Here is a 14,740-nt window from a genome sequence, read left to right as displayed (position 1 = left end):
CCGGAAGGGGCGGCCGCCGCTGGCGTCCCGCCGGGTGGTGCGCGAAGGGCATTTCCGTCATGCGGAAGGCCTGTAGCGGCTGACGATCTGCATGAACTTGCCGGAAGCGTGCGAAGGGATGCGGTCCACGTGGGTGACGCGCACGTCGGCGTCGGAGCCCAGGACGTTCCTCATCAGGTCGACGAACTGCTCGTCGCGGTAATTCCCGTCGGCGCCGTTGAGCACGATCTCGTAGCGCCCCTTGGCCTCCTGGATGAACTGGTACTGCTTCAGGCGGGTGAAGGGCCACAGGTGGTTGCATACGGCGGCGGGGGACAGCAGGCGGTCCATGGTGTCGTAGATGAAGTCCATCCTCCGGCCCTCCACACTGGAGAGCGCGTCCGTGGCCCAGCCGCAGGCGGCGGAGGGCTGGCGCACCACGATGTCGCCCGTGTCGTACCGGATCAGCGGCATGGCGCGGTTGAAGAGGTCGGTGACCACCATCCGGGCGCGCTCTCCGGGCGCGGCGGGCAGGTTCTCCTCCAGCTTGAGGTACTCGAAGAAGTAGCTGGCGGTGTTCAGGTGGAATTCGCCCCGCTCGGGGCACTGCTGGGCGAGGATCCCGTTCTCCTGGTTGGAGTAGCGGGAGACGACGATGCACTTGAAGCGCTCCTGGAGGGCCTTCCGCGTCGCGTCGGACAGCCGCTCGGAGATGGTGATGATCGACCGGAGATGGGCGGCTTCGAAGTCGTCGCCCCGCCGCTCCATGTACTGCATGAGGGGCTCGAAGGTGGAGGGATAGCCCATGATGCAGCGGATCCCGGTGTCGCTTCGGAGGAGCGCGCGGAGGGATTCCAGCCGCGCCTCGTCGAGGGAAGAGACGTCGAACATGATCGCGTTCTCGCGCAGGGCCACGTCCCAGCGCTTGCGGTTGTGCTCGTTCCAGGCCCGGGTGAACACGAAACGGTCGCCCACGTGGTACTGGGCGCGGCGCCCGAAGCAGATCATCTCCGCCAGCACGCGCCGCCGCTTGTCCTCGTCCTGGAGGACGGCGAAGGGGATTCCCGTCGACCCGCTGGTGCGCAGGAGGTGGAGGTGGGCCCCGGCGAAGGCGTCGGAATGGAAGGCCTCGTAATCCGCCTTGATCACGGTCTTGTCCACCACGGGGAAGTCCTGCAGGGACCCGAAGCCGCGGAAGGGGGCGTAGTGGGGGACGTGCTCCACGGCGTAGCGGAGCAGCGCCTCCAGCCGTTCGCCGGAGGGATTTCCGGAGACCAGCCGGGCTTCGATGTCCTCGCAGTGCTTCCGTACGGGCGCCCCTTGGAGGAGATCGCTCGTCCAGAAGCCCCAGTTCCGAATTCGTGCTGCGAGCATCGCGCCGTCCTTCATCAAAAGGTCCGCCGAAAGGGGATTCCGGGAGGGACCGGAGTGGGGTGATCGTGTGAACCAGGTTCTATAAGAAGGATGCTCAAGTCAATGGTAGACGTGCTATGATTGTGAAAAACACGCCAATGGTATTGCCTGTCGAGCGGAATGTTCAAGTGCCTGGAGAGCGAACCGACATGAGGACCGGCCGGACAGGAAGTCTCATGTCTGCGGGGTTCCGGCGCTGGGCGATGGGCGTGGCCTTCCTCGGATGTGCGCTGGATTCCGCCGGGGTTCCGCCCCCTCCTGCGGGCACTTTCTTCGTGTCCCCCGCAGGGCGGGATGCCTGGTCGGGCCGGCTGGCGGCGCCCAGCCCCGACGGCAGCGACGGTCCCTTCGCCACCCTGGAGCGGGCGCGGGACGCGGTTCGCGCGCTCAAGGCGGCGGGATCGTCCTCCAGGCGCCTCTCGGTCCAGATCCGGGGCGGGCTCTACTACTTCGACGCGCCGGTCAGCTTCGATGCCCGCGATTCCGGAACCGAAGCCGCCCCCGTGGTTTACGAGGCCTTTCCCGGAGAGCGGCCGGAATTCGTTGGGGGGAGGCGCTTGACGCCCCCATCCGCTCCTTCGGGAAGCCCTCTCCTGTTCGATCTGCGGAGCGCGGGGACCGACCCTTGGACCTTCCGTTCCCTGTTCGTGGACGGCCGGCGCGAGGTGCGGGCGCGCTATCCCAACGTGGATCCAGCGGATCCCTTTCGGAAGGGTTTCCTGCACGCGGGCGGATCCGATGCGCCGGCCTTCGGCGTGACCGTGGGCGGGATCCACGGCGCCGGCGATTGGCTGGAATACCGCGTGGACGTTCCCGCCGCCGGAACCTACGTCCTGTGGCTGCATTACGGCGCCCGCAACGCCCCGTACGGATTCGCGTCCATGGACGGTCGGACCGCCGTCGCCGTGGATGGCGGCCCTTCCATTCCGCTCGCGGATCTGGCGGATACCGGCAGCTGGAGCCCCGTCCGGTGGGCGCGGGCGGCCGTCCTCCGCCTGGGTGCGGGAGAGCGGGCCCTCCGCTGGCAGAACCGGCAGGGTGGGGGGCTCGTCCTCGACGTGCTGGCCCTCTCCGGCGATCCGGCCTGGGTTCCGGATGGAACCGTTCTCCAGCCTCCGTCCCAGGGGCGTCTCGTGACTTTCTCCGCCAAGGACTTCCGCCGCCGCGAGGCGCGGGGGCTTCAGGTGAGTGGGGCGGGGCAGGGACCCAAGGACGCCGTCCAGTGCGAGCCCTCGGATGTGCGGCCCGGCTGGCTGACGGCCCCGGACGCCGAACTGCGCATCTTTCCGTCCGGGGACTGCCGGGCCTTCTCCGAGATCCTGTCGCTCCGCGGCTATGACGCCGCGGGCCGACGGCTCCTCCTCGGGGGGCCCGAAGCCCGCGCCGCCCTCAATCCCGGGGACCGCTACTACGTGGAGAACGTACGGGAAGAACTGGACGCGCCCGGCGAATGGTTCCTCGACGCTGGGGCCGGCACGGTGGCGTATCTTCCCCGGGCGGGCTTTTCCGCGCGCAGCGAGGTCATCGCGCCGCGCACCTCCCGGCTGATCCAGGTCCAGGGGAGCCGCCTGGCTCCGGCACGGTACCTGCGCTTCACGGGCCTCACCTTCCGCGACACGGACTGGACGCGGACCGGCGCCAGTGCCGGCTACGGCATGGGCGACGAGGGTGCCGTCCAACTGACGGATGCCGAGGCCTGCGTGGTGGAGGATTGCCGCTTTGTGAATATCGGGACCTACGCCGTGTGCGTGACGCGGGGCGGCGGGAACGCCGTCCAGGGCTGCGATGTGGCCCACGCGGGCGGAGGCGGCGTCCTGGTGCGGGAGAGCGGCAGGAACACCATCTCGGGCAACCACCTCCACCACCTGGGGGAGGCCTACCACCATGTGGGCGGGGTCGTGCTTGCGGGCGCAGGCGCGTCGAAGAACCTCGTCTCGGGCAACGCCATCCACGACGCGTCCCGCTACGGGATCTCCCTCAAGAACCCGGGGCGGGAAAACGTCATCGAGTTCAACCGGATCCGGAACACCAACCTGGAGACCGCCGACACCGGCGGAATCGAAGTCACTCAGCACGATCGCGCTTTCCGGAGCGGCAGCGCCATCCGATACAACGTCGTTGCCGATACCGTCGGCTACGGCACGACCTTCGGCCGCCCGGACTTTCTGGCCTGGGGAATCTACCTGGATTCCTTCGCGAGCGGGTACGAGGTGCGCGGCAACCTCGTGTACCGCGCCTGGAACGGGGGGGTCATGCTCCAGGGTGGGCGCGACAACCGGGTCGTGAACAACGTCTTCGTGGACGGACGGGTCTCCCAGGGCACCGTGGCCAACTTCGAGGGACAGTCGAGGGGGCTGGAGATCACCTCCAACATCCTGGCCTTTTCCAATCCCGAGGCCCTGGCGCTGGCCGCCGATGTCCTCGGCCGCGACGTGGTCCGCCTGGACCGGAATCTCTACTTCCCGCCCCGGGGGGCCTCGCCGACGTTCGGTTCGGGCGGAGGCGTCGATTTCCGCACGTGGCGGCAGGGAGGCCAGGACGCGGCCTCCCTCGTGGCCGATCCCCGGTTCCGCCGGCCGGCGGCCGACGACTTCGCGCTGCTTCCCGATTCCCCGGCTTTCCGGCTGGGCTTCCGGCCCCTTCCGCTCGAACGGGTGGGCCGCTGCGCCTGCGAAATCCGTCCGGCCACGGCCCTGCTATGGGGAAAGTGAATTGTCGGCAGAGTCCGATAGAGACTGGTGCGGCTTCAGAAAAATACGTTATACTTGGCTACACTCAGCGACATGATCCAATCGTCTCCGCGCGTCCGGATCCGATCGGCGCTTGATGAACCCTCCATCTGGTCCAGTATCGACGCAGCCCCCGAATCCATCTTCACCTTCGACAAGGAGCAGGCACATGGCAACGGTCGTCGTGACAGGGGCCCAGGGCTTCCTCGGCCGCAACCTGATCGCCACGCTGTCCGCCGTGCCCGACCTGGAGATCCTTTCCTTCGACCGCGGGGACGATCCGGAGACCTTGCCGGAACTGGCCGCCCGCGCGGACTTCGTGTTCCACCTCGCCGGCGTCAACCGGCCCCAGGATCCCGCGGAATTCATCGAAGGAAACGTGGACGTGACGCGCCGCTTGTTGGAGGCCCTTCGCGCCGCGGGCCGTCCGGTGCCGGTGCTGATCAGTTCCTCCACCCAGGCGGCCCTCGACAATCCCTACGGCGTGAGCAAGCGCCAGGCGGAGGAACTGGTCCGTGCCTACGGCCAGGAGACCGGCGCGCCGGTGTTCGTCTTTCGCCTGCCCAACGTCTTCGGGAAATGGTCCCGTCCCGCCTACAACTCGGTGGTGGCGACCTTCTGCCACCGCGTGGCCCACGGATTGCCGCTGGAAGTCCACGATCCCGCCCGGGAAGTGAGCCTGGTCCACGTGGACGACGTGGTGGCGGAATTCATCGCCGCCTTCCGCGGATCGCCCCAGCGGGGACCGGATGGGGAGCCCACCGTGCCGCGGGTGTTCACCGTGACGCTGGGTGATCTGGCGGAGCGGATCAGCCGCTTCCCCGAAACCCGCCGGACGCGGGAGACCCCGGACGTGGGGGACGACCTGTCCCGCCGGCTGTATTCGATGTACCTGAGCTACCTTCCCGAGGACCAGTTCGCGTACTCGCTGGAGATCCGGCGGGATCCCCGTGGCTGGCTGGCGGAGGTGCTGCGCAGCCCGGCCCTGGGGCAGATCTTCGTGTCGGTGACCCATCCGGGGATCGCCCGGGGCCACCACTGGCACCACACCAAGACCGAGAAGTTCCTGGTGGTGAGCGGCGAGGCGGTGGTCCGCTTCCGTCCCCTGGACGGCCGCGAGGTGATCGAATACCCCGTGTCCGGCGCCGAGCCCCGCGTGGTGGACATCCCGCCGGGCTACACCCACAGCATCACCAACACCGGCGCCACCGACCTCGTCACCCTCTTCTGGGCCAGCGAGCCCTTCGATCCGGGACGGCCCGACACCCATGCTTTGCCCGTGTGACGTGATGCGCCGTTCTGCCGCTTCCCGGACCGCCCGTGGCCGTTGAGACCTTTCTCGACGTCCAGCGGGCGCGGATCTCCCGCCACCGGGAGGTGCTGGGCTCCGTGGCCGCGCTCTTCGGGGGGAACATCACCTCCTCGCTCCTGGGCGCCGTGGGGGGCCTGTTGGTGGCGCGCTTCCTGGGGCCCGCGGAGACGGGCCGCTTCCGCGTCTTCACGATTCCCCTGATGTATCTCACCTGCCTCCACCTGGGCACCTTCGACGGGCTGTGGCGCCAGATCCCCTTCTACATGGGGAAGGCCATGCCCGAGAAGGTGGAGGCCCTGGCATCGGCCGCGGGCGCGTGGAACGCCCTGGTCTCCAGCGCGGCGTCGGTGGCCTTCCTTGTGTGCGCCCTCGTCTCCCTGGGGCGCGGGGACGCCTGGGGCGTGGCGGGCTGGCTGTCCCAGGCCGTGTGCTGCTGGAGCATCTACTACGGCGGCTACCTGAGCGCCACCTACCGCACCATCCACCAGTTCGTGACCCTGGCGAAGGTCCAGCTGGTGCAGGCCGTCGTCAACTTCGCCCTGGTGTTCATCATCCCCGTCCTCGGCTTCTTCGGGCTGTGCATCCGGATGGCGGTGCCCGCGGCGGTGGGCGTGGCGCTGTTCCAGTGGATGCGGCCCCTGCGGATTCCGCTCCGGTTCAACCGGAAGGCCCTGGGCGAGGTGGTGCGCGTGGGCCTGCCCTTCAGCCTGTGGGGCAGCCTGTACACCTCCATCTGGATGGCCACGGAAAGCGCTCTGATGCTGTACCTGGGCGGCACGACGGGGCTGGGGCTGTTCGCCGTGGCCGCGGTGATGCGCGACGGGATGAACGTCCTTCCGCAGTCGGTCTACCAGGTGATGACGCCGCGGGTGGTGGAGGCCTACGCCCGGGAAGGCAGCGTGCGGAGCGCCAACGCCCGGTCCCTGCTGGTCACCGCCGGACTCACCGCGGGAATGGCCGTCCTGGTGGCGGTCTGCTCCTGGCTGGTGGGGCTCCTGGTCCCCCTGGCCATTCCCAAGTACGTGGAGGGCATCCCCCTCATGAAGGTCTGCCTGTGGTTCTCGGTCCTCCAGGCCGCGGCGCTTCCCTTCAACACGCTGTTCGCCACGGGGCGCTCCTGGCTCTACGGCCGGGGCGTGATCGTCGGCCTGATCGTGTTCCCCCTCAGCGCCCTCCTCCTCAAGCCCGCCGTGGGCGGCATGCTGGCCGTGGCGCTCGGTTCCCTTCTCGGACGGGCCGCGCGCACGCTGGTGGCCTACGGGGAGATCGCCGTCCTCACCCGCCGCGAGGTGTCATGAACTCCCTCAATGCCGCCCTCGAATCCCCCGCCACATTGGAGGCTTCCGCGCCCTCCCTCTGGCTGCCCTTCCTCCTGGGGATGGGGGTGAACGCCGTGGCCCTCGCGGTGGGCGATCCCTACCGGATGGCGGCCCTGGGCCTGGCCGTGGGGCTGGCGGGAACCTTCCTCTGGCTCAACAAGCCCTTCAGCTGGGTGGTGTTCGTCGCCATCCTGGCGGCCAATCCCGCCAACACCACCACGTCCATCGCGCTCAACCTCTACGCCGCAGGCGTCTTCGGGCTGCTGGCGCGCAGCGAGGCGTGGCGGGGATTGCCCCGGCTCGCGCAGATGGCCTTCTTCATCGTGATGCTGTCGATGGTGGTCAGCGTCGTCGCGTCCCTGTGGGCCGACCTCAGCATTCCCAGCATCCACACGACGGACGTCTCCCGGCCGCGGCCCTACCTCATCACCTGGTCCGGCGGGGCCTCCATGGAGATCATGTCCTCGCAGTTCGTCTCCATCACGAACTACCTGCTGGGCCCGTTCCTGCTCATCCCGCTGATCTTCTCCCGCCTGCGGCGCAGCCAGGATCCGGACCTGCTGCTGAAGGGCCTGATCTACGGCCTGATCCTGCCCACGCTTCTGATGTTCCTGGCGGCGCGGTTCCTGGGGCGGCCCATCTTCGACGCCAACGCCCTGCGCGAGAACCTGGTGAACGTCTCCACGTTCCGCCTGGGGAAGATCGACATCCAGATGATCCGGACCCAGTCGGGGATCATCCTCGCCGCCCTGATCTGCGCGTCGTTCGCAGTGGCCATCTCTCCCGTGCAGCGGATGACGCGGCTGATGGCGACGGCCTGTCTGTTGGTGGCGGCCTACTTCCTGCTGGTGACCGGAAGCGTCGGCAGCACCCTGGCGGGACTCGCGGGCCTGGGACTCATCCTGTTCCTGGGGAAGCGGCACTTCTCCATCAAGCGCTACCTCCTCCTCCTGTTCATCGGCGCCGGCTTGGCCCTCGCCACCTGGACCATCCTGCCGGAGGGCGTGCAGCGGTATGCGGTCAACCGCTACGAGCTGCGGGTGGGGCACTCGGGCTCCTCCACGGGCGATCGGGCCTGGCGCTGGAAGAAGTCCTTCAACTACCTGATGGAGAATCCCAGCGGCGTGGGCTGGGCGCTGTACGTGGAGCCGCTGGGCATCTACCCCCACAACGACTACCTGACCTACGCCATCGCCTTCGGCGTGGTGTGCGGCCTCGTCTACCTGTTCTATCCCTCCGGCCTGCTGCTCTCCTTCATCACCTTCCGCCCGCCGGGCGGGGATCCCGCGCGGTTCGCCCTCGCCCTGGCGGGCGCGGGAGTGACCACGGTGATGCTCATCAATTCGCTGGGCGACCATATGACCGCCAACCGCTGGTACTTCAACGTGATCTGGTCCCTGATCTGGTACGCCTTCTTCGCCAGCCGGGCCGGCACGGAACCCGCGGATGCCCGAATCCACTGACTTTCCGAGGAGCGCCTCCCCCATGACGGATCTGGCCATCGTCGTCGTCGGCTACGATCGCCCCCACTCCCTGTCCCGGGTGCTGGATTCCCTCACCCGGGTGGCCTTCGACGGCCAGCGGGTTCCGCTGGTGATCAGCCTTGATCGCTCCGGAGACGCGGCCACGGAGCGCGTGGCGGAGGACTTCGTCTGGCCGCACGGCGACAAGCGGGTGCGCACCTTTCCCGAGCGACAGGGGCTCAAGCGGCACATCCTGGCCTGCGGTGATCTGACGGAGGAGTACGAGCACCTCGTCGTCCTGGAGGACGACCTGTACGTCTCCCCCCAGCTCTACCGGTTCGCCGCGCAGGCGGTGGAGTTCTACCGCGGCGACGACCGCATCGCCGGGATCGCCCTCTACACCCACCTGTGGAACGTGGCCTGCGACCGCCCCTTCCTGCCCCTGGACGAGGGCTGCGACGCCCACTTCATGCAGTACGCGTGCTCCTGGGGGCAGGTGTGGTCCCGGGACACATGGGCCCCTTTCCGCGCGTGGTACGGCCGCCACGCCGACGACTTCCGCCCGGATCCCGCGATTCCCCCCAACGTGACGCAGTGGTCCGCGCACTCCTGGCTGAAGTACCACATCCGCTACTGCATCGAGACGGGGCGCTTCTTCGTGTATCCCCGCACGGGGCTGTCCACCAACTTCAGCGACAAGGGCCAGCACAACGCTGGGCAGGAGAACGGCTATCAGATCCCCCTGCAGGAGGGCGCGAGGACTTACCGGTTTCCCCGGCTCGACGAGTCGCGGGCGGTGTACGACGCGTTCTTCGAGTCGAAGGCCCTCGCCCGCGCTTTGGACATCGACGCCGATGACCTCTGCGTGGACCTCTACGGAATCAAGGGGAACCGCGGCGGTGCGCGCTACTGGCTGACCCTGGAGGCCGCGCCTTATCGGCTGGTGAGGTCCTTCGACTTCGCCTTCCGGCCGCACGAGGCGAACGTCCTCCACGGCCTGCCCGGCGGAGCGATCCGCCTGTACGACACGAAGACAGCGGCGCCCGCGGTTCCGTCGCCCGTGGAGGACGCCGTCGTGAAGTACGACGTCCGGAACGTGTCCTACAAGGCCCTTCTCCGCTATTCCCTGCGCGCGGCGGCGCGGCGGGTCCGGGCCAAGCTCGTGGGAAAGGGGTGATCCGATGCTGGGCGTCCTCAAGAAGCTGGTGAAGTGGGGAAAGTTCTCCCTCCTGGCGCGGCGGCGCGGCATCCGCATCGGGAAGCACTGCCACATCGGGTTCCACAGCGAGCTGGAAGGCGGAAACACGATCCTGGACGGGACCACCTTCGATGGCCGGCTGGGCTACGGATCCTATCTGGGGGAGCGCTGCCGGATCTCCGGATCCATCGGGCGCTACTGCTCGATCAGCGCCGAGGTCGCCACCATCCTGGGGCGGCACCCCACCGCCGCGTTCGTGTCCACCCATCCGGCCTTCTATTCGCTGCAGAAGCAGGCGGGCTTCACCTACACCCCGACCCAGCTGTTCGACGAGTACGCCTTCGCGGACCCGGAGGATCGGTACTGCGTCGTCATCGGCAACGACGTCCTGATCAGCCACGGCGTGAAGCTGCTCGAAGGCGTGACGGTGGGCGACGGGGCCATCCTCGCGGCGGGTTCCCTGGTGCGGTCCGACGTGGAGCCCTATGCGATCTACGCCGGCGTGCCCGCCCGCAAGATCGGCCAGCGGTTCGACGACGCCACCATCGAGCATCTTCTGAAACTCCGCTGGTGGGACCGGGACGAGGACTGGCTGCGGATCCACGCGCCCCTGTTCCAGGACATCGAGCGGTTCCTCGCCTCCTGCCGGGAGGACCTGGAGCCGCACCTGACCCGGGTCCCCGAATGACTTTCCGCGAGGCGACATGGCGACACGGCGGCTGCTGATCTTCCCCTGCGAGCTGGGCCTGTCCGACGGCTACAGCATCGCCGCCACCGCCGATGCCGCGCGGCTCGCGCCGGGGCCCGAGGACGTCGTGGTGTGCCGGACCCATGCGCCGACGTCCGCGGCCGGGCCGGTGCGGACCTTGGGAATGCCCACGGCGCGGGAAAAGGCCTGGAACATCCTGCGGGGAAGGGCCCCCTACGAAGTCTCCGTCGAGGCGATGAAAGCCTGCCTCGCGGGCATCGATGGGGGTTTCGACGACATCTTCGCGGGCGAGATCTTCTTCTATCCCGCCCTCCGGCGCCTCTTCCCCCAGGCGCGGATCCGCGTCCGGTCCCACAACTTCTTCAGCCTGGCGCGGGCGCGGCAACTGCTGACGCGGCCCCCCAGCAGCTTCCGCCACGACGTCAACATGCGCCTTCACTCCCCGCTGGAGGGAGAGGTGCTCAGGGACAAGCGGGCGACACTGATCCTCATCACCGAAGAGGAACTGGCCTTCGCGAAGCTCCTGTTTCCGCTGATGCGCGGCGAGTGCTGGCCGGTGGTGGCGCCGGATCTGGAGGCTTCCCCCGTGATCCGTCCTCCATCGGCTCCACGGCTGGTCTTCCTGGGCAGCGCAGGCGCTTCCCACACCGCGGTGGGATTGGAGATGACCTGCCGCCAGGTCGTGCCGGCTCTCCGAGCGCGGGTGCCCGCGGCGGAATTCCACTTGTTTGGCCGGGGCTCCGAGAGCTACGACGCTCCGGACCGGGGCATCCACGGCCACGGGCGGTTTCCCGGCGACGGCCTGCCATTCGACGGCGACGGCCTGTTCTGCGTCCCCGACATCCACGGCTGCGGGATCAAGCTGAAGGTCGCCGACCTGCTGAAGGCCGCCGTGCCATTCATCTCCACGCCCCTCGGCATGTCCGGCTACCGGATTCCCGCCCATCCCCACATCCTCGTGGAGGAGCTGCCCGACTGGCCGGAGGCCCTCTACCGCTACTTCCAGCAGTGGAACCTCGGCTGATTCGGAGAAAAGAGCTGGATCACCACCAAGGCACGAAGACACCAAGAAGAACCCCGTCCGCTGCCTGGTTTGTTCTTAGCGGCCTTGGTGTCTTGGCTGGGATTTTGGACGCTCCTTGGAATCAGGCCGGCGGCGCCATCGCCTCCAGGAATGCGTGGATCCGCCCCGCCTGGGTGACGTTGCTCTTCCGCTCCAGAACGAAGGCTTTGGCGCCCTGGCCGCGGCGATGGAGTTCCTCCCGGGGCCGGTTGAGCAGCCGGGTCAGGGCCTCCGCCATTCCGGCGACGGACTCGTCCTGGAAGGTGTAGACGTGATCCAGGTATTCCGGCGGCATCCCGGGCAGGGGCGTAGCCAGGACCGGCGTGCCCGAGGCCATGTACTCCATGTTCTTGGAGGGGAAGGAGAACCGCGTGAACGCTTCGCGGGAGGGACGGGGATTGACCAGCAGCGTGGCGCGGACCTCCGCGGCCACCACCTCGCGGTTGGGCTGCACCCCCCAGTACCTGATGCGCGGATCCCGGGCCGCGCAGTCGCCGATCCGCCCTTCCAGTTCGCCGGACCCGTACAGCCACAGGCGCACGTCCCCGAGGGGGACGCGCAGGAAGGCGTCCAGCAGCGCGCCCACGCCGTACTTGGCGTAGAGGGCGCCGGCGTAGAGGACGACCCGCTCGGGGAACTTGCCGTCCAGGGTGTTGGCCACCTGCTCCATGCCCGGATCGACCATTCCCTCCATCACCAGGTGGGGCTTCCGCCGGGGATTGACCAGAGGATCCATGGCTTCGGTCAGAAGGACGTAGGCGTCGTAGCGGTGCATCAGGAACGTCGAGAGGCTCCGGTAGGCGCCCACCACCGCCCGGCCGAGGGGGGAGGACGCCCCGCCGATGTAGTCGTGCAGGATGTCGGGAATGTCGGTGACGATCGCCACGGCGGGAACGCCCGCCAGTTTCGACGCGAGTCGGGCGCCCGCGGAGATGGAGAGGTCCAGGATGTCGCACACCACGAAGCGGGGGCGATCGTGGCGGGCCAGGCACCACCGGAAGCAGAAGAGGAAACTCCACGCGAAGACCAGCGCGTGGGAGAGAAAAGGCACGGGCCGCAGCGCCAGGTAGTGGTACGCGATCCCTTCTTCCGTCTCGGCCTCCGTGCGGGGGCCGGCCTTTCCCGGCGGCGGTGGAAGGAGGGACAGGGCGGTGACGCCGGTGGCGAAGGCGGCGAGCCCCCGCGCCAGGAGGCCGTGGAATTTCTGCTCCTGGAGGGGGGGCTTGACCGGCTGTTCCGCCATGAGGCGGGCGAGGCGCGATTCCGAGCAGAGCCGCGAGACGTAGAGGATCTCCATGAATCCTTTCCTACGCGTTGTCGGCCCGGCTGTACTTGTAGTGGTAGGCGTAGCGGTAGTTGTCCTCGTAGCGGCCGAGGCCCAGGGGCAGGAGGTCGTTGAACACGCAGCCCTTCAAGGGGATTCCGCTGGCTTCCAGGCGGTTCTGGCAGGCGCGCAGCTCGTCCAGGCTGTGCTGGCCGAACTTCGCCACCAGCAGGACGGTCCCCACCTTCGACCCGATGACCGTGGCGTCGGTGACGGGCAGGACGGGCGGAGCGTCGATCACCACGTAGTCGTACTCCGTGGAGGCCTCCGCCACGAAGGCGGAAAAGCCAGGGGACATCAGCAGCTCGGAGGGATTCTTGGGCAGCTCGCCGGTGCTCATCACGTGCAGCCCGGGGATCTCCGTGGGATGGGCCGCGGACTTCCAGGGCACCAGTCCCGCGATGACTTCGGACAGCCCGCCGAGGCGGTCCTGGAGGCCGAAGTACTTGTGCAGGTTGCCGCGCCGCATGTCCGCGTCCACCACCAGCACCCGGGCGCCCGCCTGGGCGAGGACGGCTGAGAAATTGCTGGTGATGAAGGATTTTCCGATCTTGGGAGAAGGCCCGGTGAGCATGATCGTGCGGCTGGCCGTGGAGGCCATCGTGAAGCTCAGCATCGTCCGCAGGCTGCGAAGGCTTTCGGTAGCCACGTCGTCGGGTTCCCGCAGAGCCAGGAGGTGGTTCCCCGGCTGGCCCTGGGCGATGGCGCGATCCTGGGCTTCCTGGGGCTTGCTGTGGGGAATGGTGACGAACACCGGCAGGCCCAGCTTGGCCTCGATGATCCGGTGGTCCTCGACCCCGCGCTGGAGGGCCCGCCTCCCGAGGAGGAGGGAGATGCCCACGAAGGTTCCCAGGACGAAGAAGACGGCCAGCAGCATCTCCTTCTTGGGCTTGACGGGCTTGAGGCCCGCCATGGCGAAGTCCACCACGCGGGTGTTGTTCCCCTCGCCGGTGCGGGTGACCTGGAGCTGCTGGATGTTGTTCAGCAGCGCCGTGTACAGCTCCGTGTTGACCTGGACGTCGCGGGAGAGGCGCACCAGTTCCTGCTGGGTGGCGGGAAGGGTCCGCACCTTCTGGCTGACCGCCGCGGATTCGTTCTGCAGCTTGGCGATCTGGGCGTTGAGGGTCGCGACCACGTCCGAACCTTCCTGGTAAGTGCGCCGCAGTTCCTCCTTCTTCTGCTTGAGGGCGGTGATCTGGCTCGCGAGGCTCGAACTCTGCTGGAGGGCGAGGTCGGCTTCCCGCGGGACGTCCACCGCGCCCGTCTGGGTCCGGAAGCGGTTCAGGCGGGTCTCGGCCTGCTCCACCCGGGCGTGCACCTCCGGAAGCTGCTGCTGCAGAAGGGCCAGGGTACGGCCCACTTCCTCGCCCTTGCGGGAATCGTTCTGGCGGATGTACTGCTTCATGATCTCGTTCAGGATCTCCGCGGCCCTGGAGGGGTTGGTGTGGCGGAAGGCGAGGGCCAGGAGGTTGGTGGACTTGTTCGTCTGGGTGACGCCCTTTTCCGCGGCCTCCAGATCGTTCCGCATGTCGGTGATGGCGCTCAGCAGGGGACGCCGGACGAGGGTGAATTTCTGGCCGGAGGGGCCGGCGAGAGCCCGCACCTGGAGCTTGAGGGCCTCCCCCCCATAGGTGGCGCTGAGGGCGTCGCCGGGCCGGCCCACGGCGAGAACCGCGTCCTGGGGATAGGCGACGCCGGGCTTCACGTAGGAAGGCGGATCTTCCGGGGACTTCCATTCGAAGGTGCCGTTGGGCAGGGCGATCAGGTGGAACTCCAGCCCCCGCAGGCTGTCGGGGACGTCGAAAGCCGCCACGTCGATGCGGGGCGCGTGGGCCTTGCCCCGGGCCAGGGTCTCCCCGATGACGGGGAAGAACACCGGCTTGGCCACGACGTCGAGGTTCAGGGCCTCCACGGTATGGCCGAGCACCATGTTGCTGCCGATGATCTCGATCTCGGTGGTGGCATCGGAGGGTGCCGAGAACAGGTTTTCCATCCGGGCGAAGGCCGCGTCCGAATCCCGCAGGACCTTCGGCGGCTCGATCTGGAGCAGCGCCTCGGCCTGGTAGATGGGCGTGCTCCGCCAGATGTACAGGCCCCCCAGGGCGAGGAAGACCAGGATGCTCCCTAGAATCAGGTAGCGTCCGGACCACAGGTTGAGCAGCCATTCGCGGAGGTCGACTTCGCGGGCCTCGTCGACGGTTCTCATCAAGCGGGAAAAGGCCCCCGTGGAG

The 14,740-nt window shown here is 68.2% G+C and carries 10 protein-coding genes; 7 read left to right on the top strand and 3 right to left on the bottom strand.

Translation table 11 applies throughout. The features are described from left to right. Window positions 1-57: 57 nt before the first annotated feature. Window positions 58-1,353, bottom strand: coding sequence for a phenylacetate--CoA ligase family protein (locus tag RAH39_RS08355; RefSeq protein WP_306589632.1), 1,296 nt, complete (start codon window positions 1,351-1,353; stop codon window positions 58-60). 215 nt (window positions 1,354-1,568) lie between these two features. Here RAH39_RS08355 and RAH39_RS08350 point away from each other — a divergent pair, with 215 nt between their 5' ends. From RAH39_RS08350 to RAH39_RS08320, 7 genes are all read left to right on the top strand, one after another. Then, the gene (locus RAH39_RS08350) at window positions 1,569-4,103 is read left to right on the top strand and encodes a right-handed parallel beta-helix repeat-containing protein (protein ID WP_306589631.1); all 2,535 of its coding nucleotides are present in this window, start codon (window positions 1,569-1,571) and stop codon (window positions 4,101-4,103) included. Window positions 4,104-4,290: 187 nt separating this feature from the next. Beyond that, the gene (locus tag RAH39_RS08345; RefSeq protein ID WP_306589630.1) at window positions 4,291-5,406 is read left to right on the top strand and encodes a capsular polysaccharide biosynthesis protein CapF; all 1,116 of its coding nucleotides are present in this window, start codon (window positions 4,291-4,293) and stop codon (window positions 5,404-5,406) included. Between the two features lie 35 nt (window positions 5,407-5,441). Further along, a complete protein-coding gene (locus RAH39_RS08340; RefSeq protein WP_306589629.1) occupies window positions 5,442-6,731 on the top strand; it encodes a lipopolysaccharide biosynthesis protein in 1,290 nt (429 codons plus the stop codon). After that, complete coding sequence (locus RAH39_RS08335; protein WP_306589628.1) at window positions 6,728-8,215, top strand: O-antigen ligase family protein; 1,488 nt, start codon at window positions 6,728-6,730, stop codon at window positions 8,213-8,215. The genes RAH39_RS08340 and RAH39_RS08335 overlap by 4 nt, the downstream gene beginning before the upstream one ends. A 22-nt stretch (window positions 8,216-8,237) precedes the next feature. Beyond that, the gene (locus tag RAH39_RS08330) at window positions 8,238-9,392 is read left to right on the top strand and encodes a glycosyltransferase family protein (protein WP_306589627.1); all 1,155 of its coding nucleotides are present in this window, start codon (window positions 8,238-8,240) and stop codon (window positions 9,390-9,392) included. Between the two features lie 4 nt (window positions 9,393-9,396). Beyond that, entirely contained in the window at window positions 9,397-10,101 is a 705-nt protein-coding gene (locus RAH39_RS08325) for a CatB-related O-acetyltransferase (protein ID WP_306589626.1), read from the top strand. Window positions 10,102-10,117: 16 nt separating this feature from the next. Further along, window positions 10,118-11,146 carry a hypothetical protein gene (locus tag RAH39_RS08320; RefSeq protein ID WP_306589625.1) on the top strand — a complete coding sequence of 343 codons (1,029 nt, stop codon included), beginning with the start codon at window positions 10,118-10,120 and terminating at the stop codon, window positions 11,144-11,146. 121 nt (window positions 11,147-11,267) lie between these two features. Here RAH39_RS08320 and RAH39_RS08315 read toward each other — a convergent pair whose 3' ends face one another. Continuing rightward, window positions 11,268-12,482: a glycosyltransferase gene (locus RAH39_RS08315; protein ID WP_306589624.1), complete on the bottom strand. Its 1,215-nt coding sequence runs from the start codon at window positions 12,480-12,482 to the stop codon at window positions 11,268-11,270. A gap of 10 nt (window positions 12,483-12,492) precedes the next feature. After that, window positions 12,493-14,715, bottom strand: a complete 2,223-nt coding sequence (locus tag RAH39_RS08310) for a polysaccharide biosynthesis tyrosine autokinase (RefSeq protein WP_306589623.1) — start codon at window positions 14,713-14,715, stop codon at window positions 12,493-12,495. Window positions 14,716-14,740 lie beyond the last annotated feature (25 nt).

It is taken from the genome of Geothrix sp. 21YS21S-4, from assembly GCF_030845995.1.
Taxonomy (GTDB): domain Bacteria; phylum Acidobacteriota; class Holophagae; order Holophagales; family Holophagaceae; genus Geothrix.
The sequence above is the reverse complement of the archived record's forward strand: the minus strand, read 5'-3'. Positions and strand labels throughout refer to the sequence as shown.